21 protein-coding genes are annotated in these 23,348 nt (G+C 46.3%); 4 read left to right on the top strand and 17 right to left on the bottom strand.

Going from position 1 to position 23,348, the window contains the following annotated elements; genetic code table 11:
• Positions 1–69: 69 nt before the first annotated feature.
• From BFC17_RS09010 to BFC17_RS09000, 3 genes are all read right to left on the bottom strand, one after another.
• Positions 70–996, bottom strand: coding sequence for a catechol 2,3-dioxygenase (locus tag BFC17_RS09010; RefSeq protein ID WP_070176101.1), 927 nt, complete (start codon positions 994–996; stop codon positions 70–72).
• Positions 997–1,324: 328 nt separating this feature from the next.
• Complete coding sequence (locus BFC17_RS09005; protein ID WP_070176100.1) at positions 1,325–2,500, bottom strand: MalY/PatB family protein; 1,176 nt, start codon at positions 2,498–2,500, stop codon at positions 1,325–1,327.
• Entirely contained in the window at positions 2,500–3,375 is an 876-nt protein-coding gene (locus BFC17_RS09000) for a DUF3737 family protein (protein ID WP_070176099.1), read from the bottom strand. The genes BFC17_RS09005 and BFC17_RS09000 overlap by 1 nt, the downstream gene beginning before the upstream one ends.
• 237 nt (positions 3,376–3,612) lie before the next feature.
• Between BFC17_RS09000 and BFC17_RS08995 the strand changes: the two genes are divergently transcribed.
• Positions 3,613–5,079 (top strand): amidohydrolase family protein, encoded by a 1,467-nt coding sequence (locus tag BFC17_RS08995; RefSeq protein WP_070176098.1) that lies wholly within the window; start codon positions 3,613–3,615, stop codon positions 5,077–5,079.
• 17 nt (positions 5,080–5,096) lie between these two features.
• On the opposite strand, the gene BFC17_RS08990 is transcribed toward BFC17_RS08995, so the two are convergent.
• From BFC17_RS08990 to BFC17_RS08955, 7 genes are all read right to left on the bottom strand, one after another.
• Positions 5,097–5,876 (bottom strand): RMD1 family protein, encoded by a 780-nt coding sequence (locus tag BFC17_RS08990; RefSeq protein WP_070176097.1) that lies wholly within the window; start codon positions 5,874–5,876, stop codon positions 5,097–5,099.
• A gap of 109 nt (positions 5,877–5,985) precedes the next feature.
• On the bottom strand, positions 5,986–7,434 hold the full coding sequence (locus tag BFC17_RS08985; RefSeq protein ID WP_139142031.1) for a sensor domain-containing protein: 1,449 nt from the start codon (positions 7,432–7,434) through the stop codon (positions 5,986–5,988).
• Positions 7,435–8,155: 721 nt separating this feature from the next.
• A complete protein-coding gene (acuI, locus tag BFC17_RS08975) occupies positions 8,156–9,139 on the bottom strand; it encodes an acrylyl-CoA reductase (NADPH) (RefSeq protein WP_070176094.1) in 984 nt (327 codons plus the stop codon).
• Positions 9,140–9,163: 24 nt separating this feature from the next.
• Positions 9,164–9,787: an acrylate utilization transcriptional regulator AcuR gene (gene acuR / locus BFC17_RS08970; RefSeq protein ID WP_070176093.1), complete on the bottom strand. Its 624-nt coding sequence runs from the start codon at positions 9,785–9,787 to the stop codon at positions 9,164–9,166.
• 128 nt (positions 9,788–9,915) lie between these two features.
• A complete protein-coding gene (locus tag BFC17_RS08965) occupies positions 9,916–10,743 on the bottom strand; it encodes a transporter substrate-binding domain-containing protein (RefSeq protein ID WP_175439552.1) in 828 nt (275 codons plus the stop codon).
• Positions 10,744–10,927: 184 nt separating this feature from the next.
• The gene (locus BFC17_RS08960; protein ID WP_070176091.1) at positions 10,928–11,848 is read right to left on the bottom strand and encodes an alpha-E domain-containing protein; all 921 of its coding nucleotides are present in this window, start codon (positions 11,846–11,848) and stop codon (positions 10,928–10,930) included.
• A 2-nt stretch (positions 11,849–11,850) separates the two neighbouring features.
• Positions 11,851–13,305, bottom strand: a complete 1,455-nt coding sequence (locus BFC17_RS08955; protein WP_070176090.1) for a circularly permuted type 2 ATP-grasp protein — start codon at positions 13,303–13,305, stop codon at positions 11,851–11,853.
• Between the two features lie 167 nt (positions 13,306–13,472).
• Here BFC17_RS08955 and BFC17_RS08950 point away from each other — a divergent pair, with 167 nt between their 5' ends.
• Positions 13,473–14,234, top strand: coding sequence for a proteasome-type protease (locus tag BFC17_RS08950; RefSeq protein ID WP_070176089.1), 762 nt, complete (start codon positions 13,473–13,475; stop codon positions 14,232–14,234).
• Here BFC17_RS08950 and BFC17_RS08945 read toward each other — a convergent pair.
• From BFC17_RS08945 to BFC17_RS08935, 4 genes are all read right to left on the bottom strand, one after another.
• Positions 14,206–15,282, bottom strand: coding sequence for a zinc-binding metallopeptidase family protein (locus tag BFC17_RS08945; RefSeq protein WP_070176088.1), 1,077 nt, complete (start codon positions 15,280–15,282; stop codon positions 14,206–14,208). The genes BFC17_RS08950 and BFC17_RS08945 overlap by 29 nt on opposite strands.
• Before the next feature lie 99 nt (positions 15,283–15,381).
• Positions 15,382–15,531 carry a DUF2256 domain-containing protein gene (locus tag BFC17_RS22245; RefSeq protein WP_083271653.1) on the bottom strand — a complete coding sequence of 50 codons (150 nt, stop codon included), beginning with the start codon at positions 15,529–15,531 and terminating at the stop codon, positions 15,382–15,384.
• Positions 15,524–17,056: a cryptochrome/photolyase family protein gene (locus BFC17_RS08940; protein ID WP_070176087.1), complete on the bottom strand. Its 1,533-nt coding sequence runs from the start codon at positions 17,054–17,056 to the stop codon at positions 15,524–15,526. Before BFC17_RS08940 ends, BFC17_RS22245 begins: the two co-directional genes overlap by 8 nt.
• The gene (locus tag BFC17_RS08935; protein ID WP_070176086.1) at positions 17,056–18,483 is read right to left on the bottom strand and encodes a cryptochrome/photolyase family protein; all 1,428 of its coding nucleotides are present in this window, start codon (positions 18,481–18,483) and stop codon (positions 17,056–17,058) included. The genes BFC17_RS08940 and BFC17_RS08935 overlap by 1 nt, the downstream gene beginning before the upstream one ends.
• A gap of 185 nt (positions 18,484–18,668) precedes the next feature.
• On the opposite strand from BFC17_RS08935, the gene BFC17_RS08930 reads away from it, so the two are divergent.
• Positions 18,669–19,937 (top strand): DASH family cryptochrome, encoded by a 1,269-nt coding sequence (locus tag BFC17_RS08930; RefSeq protein ID WP_070176085.1) that lies wholly within the window; start codon positions 18,669–18,671, stop codon positions 19,935–19,937.
• Positions 19,938–19,946: 9 nt separating this feature from the next.
• On the opposite strand, the gene BFC17_RS08925 is transcribed toward BFC17_RS08930, so the two are convergent.
• Positions 19,947–20,204: a hypothetical protein gene (locus tag BFC17_RS08925; RefSeq protein ID WP_070176084.1), complete on the bottom strand. Its 258-nt coding sequence runs from the start codon at positions 20,202–20,204 to the stop codon at positions 19,947–19,949.
• 223 nt (positions 20,205–20,427) lie between these two features.
• Between BFC17_RS08925 and fabA the strand changes: the two genes are divergently transcribed.
• Entirely contained in the window at positions 20,428–20,946 is a 519-nt protein-coding gene (gene fabA, locus BFC17_RS08920) for a 3-hydroxyacyl-[acyl-carrier-protein] dehydratase FabA (RefSeq protein WP_070176083.1), read from the top strand.
• A 45-nt stretch (positions 20,947–20,991) separates the two neighbouring features.
• Here the strand turns inward: fabA and rmf are convergent, their stop codons facing one another.
• Entirely contained in the window at positions 20,992–21,168 is a 177-nt protein-coding gene (gene rmf / locus BFC17_RS22240) for a ribosome modulation factor (protein WP_083271652.1), read from the bottom strand.
• Positions 21,169–21,619: 451 nt separating this feature from the next.
• Positions 21,620–23,341 carry a DUF3466 family protein gene (locus BFC17_RS08915; protein ID WP_070176082.1) on the bottom strand — a complete coding sequence of 574 codons (1,722 nt, stop codon included), beginning with the start codon at positions 23,339–23,341 and terminating at the stop codon, positions 21,620–21,622.
• Positions 23,342–23,348 lie beyond the last annotated feature (7 nt).

The following is a 23,348-nucleotide window of genomic DNA, read 5'->3' as shown; positions in this document are numbered from 1 at the left end:
AAAAGAGGCGTTTACTACAAAAAAGCCGGAGCACTTGCTTGGTCCGGCTTTTTCTGTGAGATTAGCAGGCTAAGTGTAAACCCCAAGAAAACTTTCTGGCACCCGTAACGACTGCGAAAAGGCGGCGTGGTCGAGCTCATCCATGGTCCAGGTCAGCAGCGGCATGTCCGGATAATAGGTATAGCCATCACAAAATACCTCATTGCGGTTACCGGATGGGTCAAAATAATAAATGGTTTTCACCTGAGTCACGCCGTGACGGTCGTTCATTTCCACCGGAATCTCATATTTGCCAATTAAATCTGCGGCGCGAATATGATCCTGTGGATTTTCCAGCCTGAAAGACACGTGATGGATTAGCCCTGGCTCGGGATTCATTCCAAAGGCAATGTCATGGGCCCGGCTGGAACAGCTCACAAAAAACAAAACGGTGTTGCCATCCGCATCGATAACTCTTTCGGTATAGCTGAAATCAAACACTTCGGTAAACAATTTAAGGTTTTGATCAGCATCAGGACCAACAATAAAGACGTGATCCAGCGCATTAATTCTAAAGCCACGGCACACGTCATCATCTGGGATCACGTCGGGATTGAAAGTGCCCAGCGAATTACCTACCTGTTGTTTTTCGGCAAACAAATGCATTTCGTGGCCGGTGGGTAGGGTAAATTTCAAACGGCGTCCGCTTTTTGGGTACACGCCCGCCTCTACCCGCTCAACGTTGATGCCAAATTCAATAATTTTCTTTTCCAGATCATCCAGGGTCGCATCGTCATAAACTTTAAACGCGATGTGATCTAGGCCGGCTCTGTCGGTTTCCCTTAACACCAGACTATGATGATCGTGTTCGGCCCAGGCTTTAAAATACACCAGCCCATTGTCGTCGGTCATCATTTCGTGTAAGCCCATACGGGTCCCGTAGTGCTGTTTGGACTCTGCCATATCCAACACCCGCATTTGTACTTCTGCTAATCGCAATACGCCACGCATTGACATAATTACCACCTTGTATTTGTTACAAATTTTATGGCAACCACGGTGCTGTTCGATAAATGTTGTTAATAGCTTCTTTATTGTAGCTAATGCGCTGTTAACGTTAGATATTACTCATTTATCGACGCTATGTGGTTGTTATGCCAGCGGTAGTTGATTGGTGAAAAAGAAAAAATGCCATAAAAAGCACCTGTTAATCAACCGACTCTGCATGCCATAAGTTAACAAGGTGTAAACTTACACGGGCTTGATAGATCAGGGAAATACCTTTTGCACTCTAACAGTATACCCAAAAGGTATCTTCCCTTATAAAACTGGGGTTATTGGAGTATTAAACGCGGTTATTGGCAATTACCTTTACAATACGACGCAAACCATCTTCCAGGATGCTTCTTGGGCACGCAATGTTTACCCGGATATAGCCCTCACCCGTTTTGCTGCCATACACCGTACCGGAATTTAATAGCAGTTTGCCCTGCTCGGCGAGCATCTGACTAAGCTCATCCGATGAAAAACCCGTCTCCGTGATATCAAGCCATACCAGATAGGTTGCTTGCTGTTTGGTAACGGTGATTTGGGGGCAATGTTGCGTGAAAAAATGCACTACATGCTGATAATTCTGAAAAAGATATTGCCTGAGTGCGGCGAGCCATTCCTGTCCGTGAGTATAAGCTGCGGTGGCAGCAGTAATGCCAAGGGGCCCCACATCACAAACTTCATGAACATTTAATGCCTTGTCTATTTTTTGGCGTAACTCAGGCTCCTTCACAAGGATATTGGCCAGTTGCAGCCCGGCAAGATTAAACGTTTTACTGGCTGCAACCGTTGTCACGCTGCATTGGGCGAAGCGTTCGTTAATGGCAGCAAAAGGCTGATGTATCACGCCAGGAAAAACCAAGTCACAGTGGATTTCATCGCAAATCACAGTGACATCGTGGGCCAGACAAATGTCGCCCAGCCGGGTTAATTCCTCTTTGGTCCAGGCTCTTCCCACCGGGTTATGTGGGTTGCACAAGAGTAAAGCCTTTACTTTAGGATCTGCTGCTTTTTGTTGTAAGTCGGCAAAGTCCATTTGGTAATAGCCTTGTTGGCAAATCAGGGGATTTTCCACTAATTGTGCCTGCATGTTGCGAATGCTGGAAAAAAAGCAATTATAAACCGGCGTCTGCACAATGACTTTATCACCCGGCTCGATTAAAGCCTTTAAAATGGCCGAGATAGCCGGTACCACGCCTGAGGTATACAGCATCCACTCTGGTTTAAAGGTAAACTGATGTTGGGTGGCAAACCAGTTAGTGACTGCATCGTAATAAGATGACGGCACCTGAGCGTAGCCAAAGATGCCATGCTCAACCCGTGCCTGTAGCGCTTCAATTACGCATGGCGCTGTCTTAAAATCCATATCAGCAACCCACATTGGCAACTTATCTGCGGCTTTTGGGGCATCCCATTTACAGGAGTCGGTGTCTCTGCGCCCAATAATCTGGTCAAAATCGAATTCAGACATTACACATTTACCTGATTAGTCTGCACGATTTTGCAGGCACCCGGCGACAAACAGTGTTCGTCAATAATGATTTCCTTGATTTCGGGAGCATGGATCCACCCGCCTTTTGGGTTTCTTACACTGTCTATAGTGCTGATTACGTCAGCCTGAACATCTGAGTATTCAAAACACAGGTCGGTGTTTTCCATTTTACAATTTTCCAGCACCAGACCTTCAGCATAATACAAAGGCTGACCACCGCGAATGGTGCAGTTAACTAACTTCAGATTTTTTGAATACCACCCCAGGTATTCACCTTCCAGTATGCTGTCGTGCACAGTAACGTTTTCAGTACCCCATAATGCGTCTTTGGAGTTGAGATACGAGTTTCGGATCACTACGTTACGGGCATCCTGAAAAGAGTAGTTGCCTTGTAGCTTCATATTTTCAATCTGTAACTCTTCGCCGTTCATAAATACGTAGTCTGCTTTAGCCAGTTCAACGTTGTGTAATGAAACGTCGTGACAATTCCAGAAGGTTTCCCCGGCATCGGTAAATCGGGTGTTTTCGATGATTGAATAAGCTACTCGTCGAAACATTTTGGGCGCATCAACGACACAGTTTTTCATGTGGATGTGCTGCGCATACCAGATTGCTGCGCGAGCATACGGGGTAAAAAGTGAATCGGCGATAACAATATTATTGCTGTGCCAGTAAGGATATTTGCCCATGTATTCACAGTTACGGGTAATAAGATCCTCACTGTGCTTAAGGGCGGACTCGCCAGGATAAATTTTAACTCTGTCTAAGGTGTGATTTTTCAAACCAAATAATGGGCGTTCACCCTCATAAAAACAATTTTCGATGAGGTGAGCTGGTGCAGTTGTATGCGACATGGATCCTCGGCATATTCATAAAATAACGCGTTGTCTTACTACACAGTGTCTACTTAAATCACCTTTCAGAGTTAGAGCAATACGGTCGAAACTTTGCCTGATAATCCGGAACTCCCGCTTTTTATATTCAGACACTGCTAGCTCTTAACGTTTGGTAACAGAAATAGACTTGTTAGCACCAAAATTGCTTTTAATAATGGTTACTGTTGATTTGTTATGAGTAAGGGAGTTACCACAATGAAATCGTTATTTCTGCTGGTCAGTCTGGTGCTGTATTTTTCTGCCACGGTAACTGCGAAAGAGCTGATAGTGCAGAATATTACTTTGGTGTCAGCGCACTTAGCTGAGCCCAAACCCCACTACTCGGTTCGCGTCAGCGATGGATTAATCACCGAAATTAGCCCTGCACCACTTAAACCCCGGGAGCCTTTCGCTGTGGTTATTCAGGGCGACGGGCAGTTTTTGAGCCCCGGGATTATGGATAGCCACATCCATTCCAATACGATCCCTGGCGTAGGTTATCTGGCGACGCCACAGGCAGATAAACATGCCAACCTGGTTGCAGACTACCTTACACAGTTACCTAAAAGTCTGTTGTATTACGGGATTACACAAGTACTGAATATGGGAGGAAACGAGGGCGAAGCGCAATTTAAACAGGCCCCGCAGCATCCGGACTATTTTACCTGTCAACCTATTCCGGTTATCGGCGGCTACCCTCACTTTTCCGCTGACTACACCTTTAAACATGCCCGCTATTTTATTCTGGAAGCTGAACAGACTTATGATCTGCCTGATGGCATTGACCCATCACGTCATACCGCAAAAGCGGTGATTGCTGATATTGCCGCTGCGGGCGCGCCCTGCATTAAAATTTATGTGGAAGATGGATTTGGTGCGGCATCGCACTGGCCATTGCAAAGCAGCGCAACACTTAATTCAATACGAAACGAAGCGAGCATTCATAACATACAGGTATGGGCCCATGCCAATGCTATCGATATGTTCCAGATTGCGCTGACACATCATGTGGACGGCCTGGCCCACGGATTATGGAACTGGCAGTGGCCAGCTAATCCGGACCAGCCGCCGGTTACCGAAACCCTCGATACACTTATTAATAGTCACACCGCTTACATGCCAACTATTCAGGTCATGCTGTCATTGCAGGGTATGTATGATGACAAAACCTTAACCGATACCCGTCGCGAACAAGTACTCCCCCACTCGTTACTCAACTGGTATACCACGGAGGAAGGTCAATGGTTTAAGCGTGAAATTACCCGAGATTTTGGCGACTTGCCCGAAGCCACCGTGTTTGAGTTAACCGGTTATGGCGTCTCCCGGGCACAAAGGGCTGCCGCTTACGTGGCTAATCAGGGCTATCCGTTGATACTGGGATCAGATTATCCATCCAGTCCGTCTTACGCAGCCGCCCCTGGTTTATCAACCTATTATGAAATGCAAAAAATGGCAGAAGCCGGCATTACTGCCGGGCAGATATTTGATGCCGCCACCATTAACGGCCCGTTGCAGTTTGATATGGCCGACCGTTACGGCACCATCGAAACGGGTAAAATAGCCAATTTACTGATTCTGGATAAAAACCCACAGCAAGCAGTAGAGCACTGGCAATCCATTAAGACAGTCATATTACATGGTGAGGTCATTGCGCGGGAAACCCTGGCTGTAAACCCGGAGTAAAGGTTTACAGCTCCACATCACAATAAGGACAACAAGCCTTCAGCGCCGACCATCACTATTTCAAATGCGATAAGGATGATAATAATCCATTCCAGAAACGAAGAATGCTTGTGTTTAAGCTCATCGGCCAGCATATCAAACAGTTCATGAATAACGTTTAATTTGTTGGATAACAGTTCTACCCTTGGTTTGATATCAAGATATTTTGCCGCCGTATTATAGGCAGACTCATACACCGGGTATTCCCAAAAAAATTCAGGCGTATCCAACAAGTTATAGTGCAAAAATATGTCACTTTTGGTACTGAACAAATGTCCTCTGATACTGGCAATCTTGCGCCGTCCCAGCTTTATTGAGCCGGTTTCTGCCAGCACTTTAGGTAAATGACTGTACTCTGCAATGGTATGCTGAGCACGTAATTCATAGTCATTGAGTTTGATCGATTGTGCCAGCGCGTGGCTGATTGCCAGTCGTAACAGCGGATCTTCTGAAGATAAGGTGATCAGGTCTTTTTGTAATTTGACTTCGTTACCTTCGCAAACAAAACGGAAATGCTCCTGATGCTCGCCAGCGAGCAACTCAGAATGAATTTTAAGGCGATGTAACAGTGATAACCTTTCGTCTTCGTCGATGCCCCAGAACACGACCACACCGTAGTCAAAAAACCACGCTTCGCCACCGGGTAATTCAATTAAAACCGCGTCACGATAGCGAGTGCCAATGTCGATTGAAAAATCAGCCGCAAGTTGGCCTTCCGGTAAGGAGAACACCGACACGCGATCATTAGAAAATTGCATAAAAGAAAAAACCTGAATAATAAAATCGCGGCGATTATGCGCTCTTTAGGCTAAAGCACCTATCAGATTCAGCACGTAAAATATTGCTTATGAGGACAAAATGTTTTTATCAGGGGAGCATTTCTGGTTTTTCGGCCTGGTAAAACTGATAGTTATTCCTACCAGCACGTTTTACCGCGTAGAGAGCAGCATCAGCCTGTTCGATAAGTGTATTGAGCTGCGTGCCTTGCTGTGGATACAATGAAATACCGATACTCACCCCAATTGACACCTCGGTACCGTCAAGGTCCACCGGCGTATTAAACGTCTCCACTATGCGCTGAGCCACATCGCGAATGGCCCCTTTATCAAGCGGTTTATACAAAATGATAGCAAACTCGTCACCCCCGAGCCGTGAAATTAAATCAATTTCACGGCAAGACTGTTTAAACAGTTGAGCAACACGGACCAGCAACGCGTCACCCGTTTTGTGACCATAGGTGTCATTAACCGCCTTGAATTTATCCAAATCAAGCAGCATTAACGCAAGCATTGCAGAGTCGCGGGATGCCATGGCGATATATTTATGAAAGGTGGCATAAAACTGATTCCGATTGGCAAGTCCGGTCAGTTGGTCTGTCATGGCCAGCCGTTCTATTTGTTCCTGGGCAACTTTTTGCGGAGTGATGTCCTGCACGATTCCTTCAGATTGCACTACATGCCCTTGAATATTACGGTCATGTAGGCACTTCTGATGTACCCAGCGCAGTTCACCGTTATCACGGCGAACAATTCGATGCTCAACATCGAAAGGTTCATTGCTTGTTAACGAGTTTTCATACTGCCTGGTTACCTCATCGCGGTCAGCCGGATGGATAATCTCAAAAAATAATTCTTTGCTGGTAGAACGCAAAGAGTCTGGCAAACCACAAATATTATAGATTTCGTCAGACCAGGTCAGTGAATCGCTGGTAAGGTCATATCGCCAGTTTCCTATGTGACCTAATTTCTGTGCCTGATTTAGCGCTTCTTCAGTACGTTTTTGCTGAGTAATATCAGTTCGTATCGCAATGTATTGAAAAGGTTTATTGTTATCATCAAGAAACGGCACAATGGTCGCGTTCACCCAATAATAAATACCGTTTTTAGCGCGGTTTTTAATGTCGCCATGCCATACCTTACCCCGACTTATGGTAGACCAAAGCTCATCGAAAAAATCACGGGAATGATAACCGGAGCTGACCATTCGATGGTTCTGGCCCATAAGTTCCTCTCGCTCAAACCCACTGATTAGGCAGAATTTGTCGTTAACGTAAATGATATCCCCACGCTTATCGGTGATACTTACTATGGCATGTTGATTAAGCGACTCCTGTTGAAATTTTAAATCTCTGTTCAACGTTTTAAGCTGAGCCATTATGGCGTCTTCGTTTTGTCTGACTTCAGCTAAGTTGTGTTCATAAGGCTTAATAACCCGCCAATAAATCACCGGTGTAGATACCAGGGTAAGAAAAAAGATATCGATGGCAGTGTACTGCCAAACGGACAGTCCACTAAACAGCATGTGCAAAGTGAACATGATGATGCCCTCAACAACCAGAACAACAGATAAAATCTGAATAAAAAGTCTGGTTGTTATTTTATGTATTAAGTTCGGGGACGACACCAATTAAAACCTGAGAATTTTTATTTTTAAGAGTAATCAATAACAAATTTAAGGGTTAAGTATAGCGTAAAATTCATGGAGCACAGGCAATCCCTCCTTACCAGTGAACAAGCAGTTATTGATGAGCAAACCGGGTAGTCTATGGGCGCCTCTATTCTGAGTGGGTTGCTGTTAAAGCAGACTTACTACACTCCCCAAAATTTAGCTGCGACATTCGTGAAATTCATAATTAATAGCCATTATTTGTCGCCACACATCAGTGAAACAATCGTTTCACTTTTTTTGAATCACCTGGCGGCTGCTTTGCATCCTGACGATAATGAAATGAGGCTAAAACTAAAAATCAATGACTTACCTATTTAAATTGGGTTACGCATAACCGCTATCGCTTGTTTTAGATGATTGTTTGGCCAGTTTGAGCCTGCTCCTGTCCGGGCAATGAGATGATATAAACGTAGAAAATCGAGGTGGGTATGCCCGGAAACCATTTCAGGGCGATGAGCTATTCGGGTTAAATAAGTGTCGCTGGCTATGCCTGCCAAAACGTATTCATAAAGAATAATTTAAGGCGAATAAGGAAATAAACGGTACTGAACTGACCGCCAGCTTTAAACGGTCAGTTCAAAGTCGCTACTTAAGCATTAACATCCACAACTACCCGCCCCTGCACCTGGCCGGATAAAAACTGTGGTGCTACGGTAAGCGCTTCTGCCAGGGTAACCTGACGGGTAATAATGGCTAAAGCAGATTCTGGTAAATCCTCAACCACGCGAGCCCAGGCTTTTTCCCGCACCGCCAGAGTTTGGGTAACGCTGTTTATTCCCAGCAATTTAACACCGCGCAATATAAAGGGCGCAACGGTTGCCGGAAAATCCATGCCCTGCGCCAGGCCGCAAGCGGCTACCGCCCCCTCAGATTTGGTTGCTGCACAGGCATTTGCCAGGGTATGGCTGCCTACAGAATCCACAACGCCCGCCCAACGCTCTTTGGCCAGCGGTCTGCCCGGCTCACTTAGCAAGGCTCTGTCGATCACCTCTTTAGCGCCCAGAGCTTTTAAGGTTTCAGCCTGCTCAAGACGTCCCGTGGATGCGACTACGTCGTAACCAAGCTTGGCGAGTATCGCTATAGCAGTTGTTCCCACGCCGCCGTTCGCACCGGTCACCAGGATTTCCCCGTGATCCGGCGTTACGCCCTGAGACTCAAGTGCGATAACGCAAAGCATCGCGGTATAACCCGCTGTACCCACTGCCATGGCATGTTTACTGCTGAGTGCTGGTGGGCGCAACTGAACAAAATCAGCATTAATGCTGGCTTTCTGGGCCAGACCACCCCAGTATTGCTCGCCAAGACCCCAGCCATTAACCAACACCTTATCGCCGGCCTTGAACTTATCAGAGCGACTTGCTGCTACGGTACCGGCTAAATCAATACCCGCTACCAGCGGAAACTGACGAACGACCGGACTTTTACCGGTTATGGCCAGTGCATCCTTATAATTAAGCGTACTGTAATCAACATTAATCAGAACATCTTCATCGGGCAAGGCACTCTCTTCCAGGGCTTTAATTTCTGCACTGTAGTGCTGTTCGTCTTTATTGATATAAATTGCATTAAACATGAGGTTATCTCCGCTTTGCTTAAACTAGGAACGTGTCAGTTGATTAAGATACCCGGTGGCAAATTTGCGCATGGGTTCGCTGGATTGCATCACTTTTGCTGTCAGGATAGCGCCTTCCCAGCCTATCCAAAAAAACTCCGCCTGCTGTAAACAGTCGGTGTCAGATGCGATCAGGTTTAGCATTTTGGCTTGCTCCAGGTTGTGAGCCAGCATAAAAGACCAGTTTTTTAAGGACTGCGCCAAAGGATGCTTAAATTCATCTGATAAAATTGCCATCTCCTGTCCAAAATTACCTATCAGACAGCCGCGACTAAAGCGGTATTTCTCCATCCCTTCTACTGCTTCATCAACAAAGGTACTGAGTCCTTTGAGTGGGTCAGCTGGCGATGACGCCAGACACCGGCGAAGTTTGGCACAGAAATACTGGTCGTAGCGTTCGATGACCTGTAAGCCAAAATCATCCTTGTTCTTAAAGTAATGATAAAAAGAGCCTTTGGGCACACCCACACGCTTTAGGATCATGTCGATACCGACGGTGTTAAATCCTTGTTCGGTGAGAATTGCCATGCCGGCCAGTAACAGTGCCTCTTTTGTATCATCAAAATTTCTGGCTGATTTCGGTGGCCTGCCTCGCCTTATTTGTGTCATTTTCACCTCAATTTAAACTGATTGGTCTAAATAATTTAGACTGGTCGTCTAATTATTATAGACCGATTGTCTACTAATGCGATAAGAAAAGGCGCATTAATACTTAAGTTATTGATATTAAGATTTATTTAGTGAGAAATGAGGAAGTCTTTGTATTCAGTCAGCATGTATATGGAACGCTTGGAAAGTACCGGGTTTTTAAGCTCAATAACGCGATGGGCATTTAGTAGTTGCTCAGCAGAACTGGCGAAAGATGCACCTTGGTAAAGTGCCATTAACGAGCCATCCTTAAGCGCTATATCGAGGCCACGGTGAATACGTTCGGCCAGCCTGACGTTTTGCTTATTGACAAAAAAATACATCGGCGAGGGGTAATAGAAGGCGGTACTCTTTTCGATTAACAAATTAAATTGCGGCCGGTTATCCACTTCATTCTGGATTTCGATAGCTGATCTTGGAAAAAAGTCAGCCATATTATTGTGGATAAGCTTAAACAACATGCTGAACGGTTCTTCCTCTACACGGTAACCGTTAAAGCGTAAAACATCAGTATCAGGCCAGCCTATCCCCTGCACCGCCACTAACTTTTTCAACTGTGCTGTGGTGATATCGTTAAATTCGGCCTGACGATTTGGATGGATCAACATAAGCCGGTAACCCAGCAAACCTCTTGCGAGCGGAAAGTAAACTGCCAGATGTTCACGTTCCCGCTCAACAGAAGTCACTGCCCAGGTCACATCGGTGGTGCCTTCTTTTACCTGTCTGAGTAAACGATCCTGAGTGGCGTTAAACGGATCCGGTATGATTTTCGTTTGCCCGGAGGTGGATTCGGTTTTGGCTAAAGCCAGTTTAAGCGCCGAAACAAAATACAGGTGGACTGAATTGTCCTCAAAAACCTGCGCAGGCACTCTTAGGGTTTGTTGTGGTGCAGGCACGCCATGACATGGTATTGCCAAAGCAAGCACACCAAGAGAGCAGATAAGTTTGGATAAATAGCGACGGGAAATAATAATCTCCAGCAAGTTAAATAAACTTAGTTTTAAGCTTAGATAATGCTTAAGGAAATTAACAGTTTTGCTACAGGTTATTTTGTGCGTGACAGGACTGCGCTAAATCACACAGTCCTAAAATTGATGGATATTAAAAATATTGTTTATCAATTGCCTGATGCATTTTCACTACACCAAGCTGAATGTCGTCTATCACTTCATGCAAGCGTTGCTGGGTTAATTCGTGGGTATCGAGTTGTCCTAATTCAGCTGATAGCGCACCGAGTTCCCGGGCAATGGGCTCAGAATTAGGTAGCTCAGCTAAGCATTTATTAATTTGCGTCAAGCCATGGGCCAGTGAGCGCGGGAATTGGTGATTTTTAATTAAAAATTCCAATACGTCAGCGCGGTTAATTCGAATACGCATTTCCTGGCGATACATCTGGTAAGCCGTCAGGGATTTTAAAACGCCCATCCACTGAATATTTTCAAAAGCTGATTGTTCCGGCGATAAATCAGGCAATAAAGAGGCCGAACGAACATCGATTATTCTTGAGGTCATATCGGTGCGTTCAAGGTGTCTTCCCAGACGTAAAAAGGCATAGCCCTCGCCTCTTAGCATGGTGCCACCAAGCAGGCCGGTGATCGTTTGATTAGCAACGATAATCCGATTTAAACAATTATACCGGTGCCGCCGGGTCAGTACGCTCTGCCCATCAGCCTTGGCAGACATATGTAAGTTGTTAATAAGCTCCCAGGCTTCAGAAGGAATAATCTCACGAATGATGCGAGCGTTTTCCCGCACGGCTGATAAACAGTTAATGATCGATCCCGGATTAGCGGTATCCGTCACCATAAATTTGATAACGCTTTTTTCATCGGCTTCTTTGTACAAATCGTAAAACACGTCACGAAAAGACAGCATGTCGATAATCGGCTCCCACCCCAGTGTGACATCGCGGGGTAAATCCAATAACAAGTGGGTGTTGACCTGAATCAGCCGAGCCGTATTTTCGGCGCGTTCGAGATAACGCTCCATCCAGTAAATATGATTTGCTACTCTCGACAACATGATTATTCGGCCTCCATGTCAACTATCCAAGTATCCTTACTACCACCGCCCTGCGATGAGTTAACCACTGTGGAGCCTTTACGCATAGCTACCCGGGTCAGACCCCCCGTGGTTACTGAAATATCACTGCCGCTTAATATAAACGGACGTAAGTCCAGATGTCTTGGTTCGGCTTTGGTACCAATGATGGTTGGCGCGGTAGACAATAACAACATGGGCTGAGCCACGTAATTACGCGGATCTCGACGAATCAGGCGGACAAATTTTTCACGCTCGGCTTTGGTCGCGTGTGGCCCGATTAACATGCCATAACCACCGGATTCGTTGGCCGGTTTTACCACCATTTTATCAATATTTTCGATAACGTAATCACGCTCATCTTTATTGACACATTTGTAGGTGGGCACGTTAGGGAGAAGTGGTTCTTCGTTAAGATAGAATTTAATAATTTCTGGCACGAAGGCGTAGACTACCTTATCGTCTGCCACACCGGCTCCCGGCGCGTTGGCAAGACCTACGTTACCGGCTTTCCAGGCTCGCATTAAGCCGGGAACACCCAGCATGGAGTCCTCGCGAAAGACTTCCGGATCCAGGAAGGCATCGTCAATTCGACGATAAATAACATCGACCCTGGCAAGTCCATCGACGGTTCGCATGTAAACAATGTCGTCATCGCCTACTACCAAATCGCTGCCCACCACCAGTTCGGCACCCATTTGTTGCGCCAGATAGGCATGTTCAAAGTACGCGGAGTTATAAATACCGGGGGTTAAAACCACCACTTCGGGCTGCTCAATGTCCCGTGGTGACAACTGACTCAACATGTCATAAAGTTGTGAGGGGTAATCATCTACCGGCAGAATATTATACTTTTCAAACATATCCGGGAAAACCCGCTTCATTACATGGCGGTTTTCCAGCATGTAGGAAACACCGGATGGCACCCGCAGGTTGTCTTCCAGTACATACACCGTACCGTGGTGGTCGCGGACTAAATCTGAACCGCAAATGTGCGCCCACACGCCGTGCTTAGGTTTGATCCCCATACACTCAGGTAAAAAGTTTTTTGAGTTTTCAAGCAGACTTTTAGGCACAATGTCCGCTTCGAGAATACGTTGTTCGTTGTACAGGTCGTCAATAAACATATTGAGCGCTTTAACGCGCTGTTTCAGACCTTTTTCGATCTGTTGCCATTCTTTTTTATCGATAATGCGAGGAATGATGTCGAATGGCCAGGCCCTGTCTATGGAGCCCTCTTCTTCGGTGTATACCGTAAAGGTAATACCCATGACATGAATAGCGGTGTTTGCTGCTGTTTTATATTCTTCTAATTCTTTATCGGAAAGATTTCGCAGGTATTTACAAATTTCTTCTGCGGCAGGGCGCGGTTTGTTTGCGGCGCGAATGAGCTCATCGTAAAACTCGCCTGCCCGATAATTTCCCCATCTAATGGCCATTTACAATCCCTAGAGCTTATTTCGGTATAAGAAATACCATCTAAGCGACTTTTAGATGAAATTGCAATTAAAATAATGACAAAATGATGACAAATTGATCTGGAAAAACAGACTGATTCCATCCATGCTATCGCTATCGATTTTTGTGTGTTTTCAGAGAGATTCCTGTGACTTATTGTTTAGCGGTTAAAGTCAATCGCGGATTAGTGTTTGCTTCGGATTCCCGGACCAATGCCGGGGTGGATTATGTGGCGACGTATAGCAAGATGCGACGCTACTGTTGGCCCGGAGAACGGGTTATCGTGTTGATGACCTCCGGCAGTCTGGCCACATCGCAAGCGGTAATGAATGCCATAAACCGTGATTTAGAAGATCCTGATGCCAAGTTCAGTTTGCGCCATGGCAAGCAACTGTACGAAGTAGCGCAGTATATTGGCAAGCTGAGTCAGCAGGAACAAACACTGCATGAGCGCGCTATGGAAAAGTCCAATAGCAGTGCCGAGTCAAATTTTATTGTTGGTGGTCAGATAGAGGGTAAGGCAGCGGAGATATTCCATATTTATCCCCAGGGCAATTTTATCAGCGCGTCAGAAGACACCCCTTATCTGCAAATAGGCGAAACCAAATACGGCAAACCTATTCTCGACCGTATAATTGCGAAGAGCACCACATTAGAGGATGCCGCCCGCTGTGCTATGGTATCTCTGGACTCAACGATCCGCAGTAATATTTCGGTGGGGCCGCCTATCGAACTGGCCATGTATCAGAATGACTCTCTGAATGAGCCTTTTCATCATACCTATACACTCAACAGCCCCATGTATAAGTCGATGAAAAAGCAATGGACTGATGGCCTGCACCGGGCCTTTGAACAATTGCCCCGGTTTGATTGGGAAAAAACTAAACCTGACGAACCAACAGATGGATAAAGTGCAACTTTTCACGGGTGCGTGAGTTAATGACAAAGGGATAAGCATCGTCCATCCCCATACTGCGATTAAGCGCATTAAGCAGGTTGGTCAGTTTGTCCCAGTCGTCAATTAACGTATCGAAGCTTTTTTCGTTGTAGCTGGCCGTATGCGGTTGTTCGGTTCTCAGTGGATTGGTTAACAACCGGTTCTCAAGGCTGGTGTCATATTCGTTGGCCGTTTCCAGTGTATCCACCATGTGCAGGTAATGAGCCCAGGTTTCAGCCCAGTCTTCCCAGGGGTGCATACTGGCGTAGGCACTGATGCAGTTCTGCTGCCACTGAAGGTCCGGCCCTTCAGCATAGTAGCGTTCCAGACTTTGCTTGTAATCCTGGCGTTCATCGCCAAACAGTGCCCTGAACGCGTTCAGGTGCGTGCTGTCTTTTACCAGTACATCCCAGTAATAGTGGCCTGATTCATGGCGGAAGTGGCCAATCAATGTACGGTAGCGCTCGTTCATCAGTTCACGCATGGCCATACGTTTGGACTCTTCGGCCTCTTTGAGGTTAATGGTAATCACCCCGTTGCTGTGGCCGGTTAACACTGTGTTCTGTACGGTAAGCTCGTGGTTGTACAGGTCTTCTTCCACCTCGTCTTCCAGAAAACGGAATGACATTCCATGGGGCGTCTGGCGTTTACCAATCACCGGCAGACCCAGTTTGTACAGGGTGTAAAGTAAATGCCGTTTAGCCTGCTCCATGTTAAACCACAGCTTGAGATTGTCCGGCTTGGACAAATCCGGGATCGTATCGGTTAGCTGGCATGACGGACACAGGCCTTCGCTGCTGTCCACCGGGTTCAGCCAGTTACAAATATTGTTATCTGTGTAGTTACTACACGGGCGGTAAGCGTTGCCATTAACGTTTGCTATCCAGCGGCCCTGTTCATCAATGTCGCAGGACGAAAGAACCTGAGCATCAGACAAAAAGCCGACCGGGCGCTGACATTTAAGGCACAGGCTATTGGCAAAGTATAAGGTGTTACCACACTGACAAGGATACGTTTTCAAATCATTCGCTTCTGTTCAGGCACTGCTGTAATTAGCGTCGCTAAATTATAGTAGCAAAAGATAACACAGCAAAGTAATGACAGTTTAACGACATCACCGTTAAATTACTGCGTTCTGTCGGGAACGGGCACTACTACAGCGTTTTGAGCAGTATTTTACCTCGCTCCAGTTCTTTTCCCACTTTTTGCGCCAGCTAAAGGGGCGCTGACAAACAGGACAAATTTTGCTTGGCAAGTCAGATTTACGCATTATCAATTGTCAAAAGCAATTCGTTGGCCTGTTGCTGCATGGCATCCACGGTTTCCTGGGACATTCTGTCCAGACTCTTGTATATAAGCCCCATGCGAGGATTGTTGCCGAGTTGCTGGCGATGCTTAATCAGAAAATCCCAGTACAGATAGTTAAACGGACACGCCTTAGGGCCGGTTTTTTTGCTCACGGCGTAGCCGCAGTTTTTACAGTAGTCAGACATGCGGTTAATGTACTGGCCGCTTGCTACATAGGGTTTACTGGCCAGATTGCCGCCGTCGGCATATAAAATCATGCCGCTGACATTGGGCATTTCCACCCATTCATACGCATCGGCATACACCAGCAGATACCAGGCATTAACCTCTTCTACTGATAAGCCGGCAAGCAGGCTGAAATTGCCAATAACCATCAGGCGCTGAATATGGTGAGCATAGGCGTGGCGCTTAGTATCACCAATACACTGGCGCATACAGTTCATATTGGTATGTCCGGTCCAGTAAAACACCGGCAATTTACGTTGATGATTAAAGTAATTATCGTGTTGTAACTGTGGCATGCAATGCCAGTAAAAGCCCCGGACATACTCGCGCCAGCCGAGGATTTGACGAATAAATCCTTCCACGGCGTTTAACGGCGCATCACCGTCAAAATACGCCTGTTCAGCAGCTCGCATTACTTCCATGGGAAGTAATAAACCACAATTAAGATAAAAGGAAAGATGGGAATGAAACAGCCACACATTGCCTTCCCGCATGGCATCCTGGTAATCACCAAAATCGGGCAAGCGCTCGTTTATAAACTGTGCCAGCACGTCAAGTGCCTGCGCTCGGGTGACTGCATAATTAAAATCCTTCGCATCACCCATATGGTCGGCAAAATTCGATTCGACTAGCCCGATAACCGCCTGCGTAATATCATCCGGAGCCACGGTATAAGGTTTAGGCGGACTGACGTCGGCGGGGAGTGATTTGCGATTATCCTGATCGTAATTCCATTTACCGCCAACAGGTTTATCTCCCTCCATTAACAAACCGGTAAACTTACGCATTTCACGATAAAAATATTCCATACGCCATTGCTTACGCCCCTCTACCCACTCCTTAAATTGTGTGATGGTAGCGATAAAGCGGTCATCGTCGGCTATTTCTACCGGCACACCGAGTTGATGCTGCCATTGCTGCATGCTTTTTAGCAGACGGTATTCACCCGGATGGGTCACTACCACTTTGTCAAACTGGTGTTCAGTACAGGCTTTTTTTACTTCTGCCAGTAATGACCCCTGATTGTCGTCATCATCATAGTGGCGATAAATCACCTGATAGCCGCTGTCTTTCAGGCTGCTGGCAAAATGGCGCATGGCAGAAAACAGCAGCACAATTTTTTTCTTATGGTGTTTTACATAAGTGGCTTCTTCTTTCACTTCTGCCAGTAACACCCGGTCTTCAGACTTATTACAGTTGTGCAGACTGGCAATGTCCATTGACAGTTGATCGCCAAGAATTAATCGCAATACACCGGCCATTAGTTTTCCTTGGTATCCGCGTAAGCATCCAACGCCCGCTGGCGCGTTTGCTTAAGGTCTGCAATGGGTTTCGGATAATCCTTGCCCAGCGTAATTCCCGCTTTATTTAACACTTCTTTAGGCGCTTCCCAGGGTTTGTGAAGGTACTTGTCGGGGATATGTTTTAGCTCCGGACAATAGGTTTTGACATAAGCGCCCTGCTTATCAAACTTTTCGCCCTGCAATACCGGATTAAAAATCCGAAAATACGGTGCGGCATCTGCCCCGGAACCTGCCACCCACTGCCAGCTGGCAGCATTACTGGCACGGTCAGCATCGACCAGGCAATCCCAGAACCAGCGCTCGCCTTTACGCCAGTCGATCAGCAGATTTTTAACTAAGAAAGAACCAACAATCATCCTGACCCGGTTATGCATATAACCGGTTTGCCAGAGTTCGCGCATACCTGCATCAACGATGGGTATGCCGGTTTGTCCTTTGGACCAGGCAATAAAATCGTCTTGCCTGTTAAGCCATTTAAACTTGTCGAACTGATAGTTAAAGTTCTGCTCAGTGATAGTCGGAAAATGAAATAACAGGTAGTAGCTGAATTCCCGCCAGCCCAGCTCGCTTAAAAAGCAATCCAAATCACTGTTACCCTGGTCGTCGAAAGCATTCAGCAGTGCATACCAAGCCTGGTTGGGTGAGATTTCACCAAAATGCAGATGCGGAGAGAGTCTGGAAGTCCCTCGTACAGAAGGGATATTACGTTCTTCCTGATAACCTCTGGCCGCATGCCGGATAAAGTCACTCAGCTTATCAGCTGCCCCTTCTTCACCGGGTTTCCAGTGATCGTAAAACGCACTGTCCCAGTCTATATCAGGCAGTAAACCGGCATCCTGAATGGTGTGCCCCTCACGAGAAACATCAGCGTAAGTAATCCTGGTGGGCGCTGGTGATGGATAGCGCGGCGCAGAAGCTTGCAGACAGCCCTTGCGATAATACGGCGTAAACACCCGGTATACGCCACCATCCTGCTTGCGAATACTCATGGGTTCCCATAGCAGTGAGCCATTAAAACTGCTCACCAAACATCCGCTGTCACGCAGCGCTTGTTTTATCTTTTTATCCCGTTCAATCACTGTCGGTTCATAACAGCGATTCCAGAAAACCGCGTTGGCGGAAAATTTACTGACAAGGTCACAAAGTATGGTTTGCGGATCACCACTAAAACACTGCAGGTGCCCGTTTAATCGTTTATTAAGAGATTCAAGCGAATGGTGAAGCCACCAGTTGGACGCGCCGCCTGGCTGTTCTTCCTCTGCTATTTCGGAATCAAATATATAAACCGGCACGATGGTGCCATGCTCTACTGCGGCAAAGAGTGCCGGATTATCAATGACGCGTAAATCCTGGCGAAACCATACAATACTGACAGGCTGACTCACAAAGGCGTTCCTTTTTTAATCGTTATTATAAATGTGCTTTGCTTAGTACGTTGGCAGAGTAAAAACGATCGCCTCAATACAGGGAAATATTCACTATTTCAGGCCAATCGGGTTAGCGGCTGGGTATTTTAAAAATTGTTAACTATGCTTAAATCCATAATGATAAGGATATCGTACTCATCGCTATGAAAACATCATCATCTACAGGTCTTTACTGGTTTCGCCACGATTTGCGTTTGGATGACCAGCCCGTTCTTGGCAATCTGGCCACCAGATGCGACAAACTGTTGCTGGTTTTTTGTATTGATAACGACTGGTTTAAGCCGACCACTTTAAGCACAGCCCGAATGGGCCATCATCGTCAGCAGTTTTTATATGAGTCCCTGCAAGCCTTAAATCAGCAGCTGGATCGCCACCATCAAACCTTATTAATCGTTACCGGCGATCCGGTTACCGAAATTGACCAGCTTATCCGGGCCTATCAGGTCGATGTCCTGGGCGTGGCAGATTATCCTGGCTTTGACGAACGTTGCCAGCTATCGGCTCTGCGTCAACAGCATCTACAACTACCGGTACTTACCGGCCACAACAACAGTCTTTTTACGCCCGGCTCTTTGCCATTCAGTGTGGATGACATGCCGGATAAGTTCAGTCCTTTTCGTCATAAAGTGGAAAAACACGCTACACCAGCGCAACCCTGTGCGCCGGTAGCGCTATTGCCACCGCCACCGGTCGCCCTGCAAACAGACTGGTCTGCTTTACCCTTGTATCATGGCAACTCAACTAATTATCAGGGCGGAGAGAAAGCCGGACAAAAACAGCTTAAATACTATTTTTTTGAAAACCATTTGATCAGTCGCTACAAAGAAACCCGCAACGGCCTGGAAGGTTGGGATTATTCCAGTAAATTTTCCGCCTGGCTGGCTAATGGCGCGCTGTCTGCCCGACGTATTTTTGCTGAACTCAAGCGTTATGAAGCTCAGCACGGCGCAAACGAGTCCACCTACTGGTTGTATTTTGAATTATTGTGGCGAGAGTTTTTCTGGTGGTTACAAATCAAACATGGGCACCATTGGTTTTTATCCGGCGGTATCCAGCGCAAGCAGCCTGATAAAAGCCTGATAAAAGATACCCTGGCCAGCTGGCAGTCAGGTACGACCGACAACGATTACATTAATGCTTGTATGCACCAGCTGAACGCCACCGGCTACATGTCTAATCGGGCCAGACAATGGGCGGCCAGTTATCTGGTTAACGAACTGGGTCAGGACTGGCGCTACGGTGCGGCGTATTTTGAACAACAGCTGATTGATTATGATGTTGGGGCTAACTGGGGCAACTGGCAGTATCTGGCAGGCGTGGGCAGCGACCCACGCGGACTGCGCCATTTTAATATTGAAAAACAAGCGCAAATGTATGATCCGACGGGAGCGTTTCGCAACCTGTGGGGCTAAACCATGGCCCTACCGGTTGTGATCTTTCAGCCATTCATTTAACAGTTTTACCTGACCGCAGCGATAAGCGGCATACATCAGGCGCAACGAATTCGACAGCACTTCACTGTCACTCCAACCGGTTTTTTGTTGGATTTCTTCGTAGCAATTCAATGCTTCCGGCGTTACATAGCCCCTTACCTGCTTTTTTCCTGCCGCTTTTTGACGTTCTCTGAAGCGTTTTTGTTTGTCGGCATTGGCTCTGGGGTTCTTTTTAGATTCGGGCATAGTATTCAATGTGATGATTTTTAATAAAAATGCGTTCGATTCGGTCAACGAAATGAAATCATAAATCGATAATATTGCGCTTGAAAGCAACCAGTGACCGGCTAATCTTAGCCTAGAATATACTACTAACGACCCTTTCAGGTAAAAAAATTACTGTTCAGAGTTGTTTAGCTTACAAGTGTTCGCTAAATTACGCACGTTAAAAATAATCGATGGGAATAAAATGACAACAAAACAATCCAGTTTTAACAGAGAAGACCTGTTAGCCTGTAGTCGCGGTGATATGTTTGGTCCTGGTAACAGCCAGCTTCCGGCGCCTAATATGCTGATGATGGATCGCATCAGCCTGATTTCTGAGGAAGGTGGTGAATATGGCAAAGGCCAGATTGTAGCTGAATTAGATATCACCCCTGATTTATGGTTTTTTGATTGCCACTTCCCGGGCGATCCGGTAATGCCTGGCTGCCTTGGCTTAGATGCCATGTGGCAATTAGTTGGCTTCTTCCTGGGCTGGAGCGGTGGTCCGGGTAAAGGTCGTGCATTGGGGGTTGGTGAAGTTAAATTTACTGGCCAGATTTTGCCTACGGCGAAAAAAGTGACTTATAAAATTAATATGAAGCGCGTTGTGAAGCGTCGTTTGTTTATGGGTCTGGCCGATGGTGTGGTCGAAGTTGATGGCCGTGAAATTTATTCTGCGAAAGACCTGAAAGTCGGTTTATTCCAGGATACCAGTGCTTTTTAAAAGTCATTAAAAAAGCCCCGTTCGGGGCTTTGACATCAAGAGATGTTAACGGACCACCACTCCTAATTGGCGATCTTCCATGGCCTCTCTGTACCCGCCTAACCATTCTGAACGTGCGTCGTTCGTTTGAAACGGACATATTTCTTTAGAGCGACCGCTAATCCCTGCCTGATAACCTTTAGCATGAGCACGAGTCAGTTTATCTCTTTTTTGTCTTTTCATTGAATAGCCTCTTTCGTTGGGTTAACTGTGAAACAGAAGCGGCCATCATCCCTATACATAATTTGCGGCGGTGTGGCTTTTTCTGAACACACCTATTAGATAGTGCAAGGCCAGTTTTGGTTCAAGAGTGTTTATTTTTTTAAGCACTTGACAAATCGTAACTTTATGAAATTACGTGGCATTTTATGTTACACTTTTTTTTCATAATTGTGTCGGCGGTTAAAAGTAATCGATCTAAAAACCTGTGCAAGTTGGTACAGGTCAAATTTAAACCACTTAAAACGCAATATTTCAACCGAAAGAACAACAATTTAGTGGATGAAATTGAGGGAAGTTTTTTGCTTTTAACCTTTAGTATAGGACACTTTTTATCGCTTTTTGTCTGATAAACAGACCCATAAAAGAAAACCCGGCAAAAACCGGGTTTATCAACAAACTCAATAGTGACGGATTACCTGAAACTGAGTCTGCGCAGGAACGCAAATAAACCTAAAGTAAGTAATCCATAGAGGGTGCCGGTCGCCCCTTTACGCTCATAGTTTTGTTCTTCCGCCGCATCACACTGCTCAACTGAACCAGTGCCATTGGGCGTAAGTTTTACGGCCACAATGCGATTAGCATCAATAGTGTCACCTGCAGTAGTCAGAACTTCCTCACCATCGATATAACGCTGAGTATCAAGATACAGGGCGTTAGCGATGATTTCATTGTCATCGTTGATATCCGCAGCGCTAACTAAACGGTACTGTTCACGCTGCTCACAGGACAACAGCGTATTCAGGTCTATAAAGTCGCCCACGTTAATATCGTACATAAAGGCACGTACCTGGCGATCGTACTGCACGTCTGACTCATATTCACCTTCACCGACCACGATACCATTATTATTAATGGCTCTGGGTCTTACCCCTGCCGTCTGGAAAAAGCCTTGTGGGAAGATAGACTCACCACTATCCAGGTTATGTACAAATAAATGCTGACGAGCAAAACCGTTATTTTCCTCAAGCACTGTGCCCATTACCCAGTTATCATTATTAATGCCCTGGGCATAACTACTCAAACTGTCTTCACGGGGTAAAATCTCAGTGACGACGCCATCAACAAAGGTAGTCGCAACTTCCTGCGGAAAAGTGAATCGACGTGGTTGTGCGCTTGGCAGTGTATACAGCACAAACTCACCGTTGTGCGCATAACCCACGGCAATACCGTTATCATTGATATCACGGGCCGAGCTAACATAGCCGGTAACGTATTCATCCTCGTCGGGTTCAAAAGCCATACCGTAAGGCGTTGTCGACAGCACGTTACCCTGCGCATCCAGTTGCCAGATCGCCGCACGACGATAAGTCCCGGTGGTCACGTTAAGGCTTAAATTATACAAACAAACATCAAACGGCTGTGAACCGCGGGTTTCATCATCAAGACACGCGTCAATGTCTTCCTGAAAATCATCCGTCACATCTACGCTTGCCCAACCTACTACCTGCAGAGACTGGTTAATGGCAAAGGGTTCGCTGTAGCCCGGAATGGGAGCGTCCGCTAAGGCTGACGGTAGTGGGGTTGCGTTGCCGTTAACTTCTACGAAACCCTGAGTCTGGGCATTGTTGATGATATAGGTAAATTCGTCGCCATCATCGTTGGTGTAATCAACCGTAAAAAATGGTGCATTGGCAATACCCACAAAATAATCACCACCAACGGAGTCATATACCGAGGTATAGTTCTGACGCCAATAGTCGTTTATGGCATCGTTAAAGGCATCGAAGCCAGGGATAAGATCTGCTGTTACCGTATCACTTTTATAACTCCGATAGCTCGCGATAGGCTGAAAGGTGGTATTGCCAGCGCCTCTAGCGTTAACAATGTAGGCATAAAGTTCCTGATAGTCAGCGCTACTAAAAATCCCCTGCTCCACGGCTTCGGGATCGGCAAAGCGAGCGATAAAAGTTTCATCTTCAAAATCGAGTAACGACAGGTCAATCGGCGGATTATAACCACCCTGAGCGGTAACCACCATGGTACCGGTATTGTCGATTGACTGGGCAAAGTTCAGAAACACCTTGTCCTGTACAGGTACCAAAGATAAATCGTAAGTGGCCGCAGTCGCTAATGGCGCTATCGCAACGCCTGAGGTTGCAAGGATTACTGCTGATGCAAGCTGTTTTAGTTTCATTCAAAAT

The organism is Marisediminitalea lipolytica (assembly GCF_001758465.1).
In the GTDB taxonomy this organism is placed as follows: domain Bacteria; phylum Pseudomonadota; class Gammaproteobacteria; order Enterobacterales; family Alteromonadaceae; genus Alteromonas; species Alteromonas lipolytica.
The sequence above is the reverse complement of the archived record's forward strand: the minus strand, read 5'-3'. Positions and strand labels throughout refer to the sequence as shown.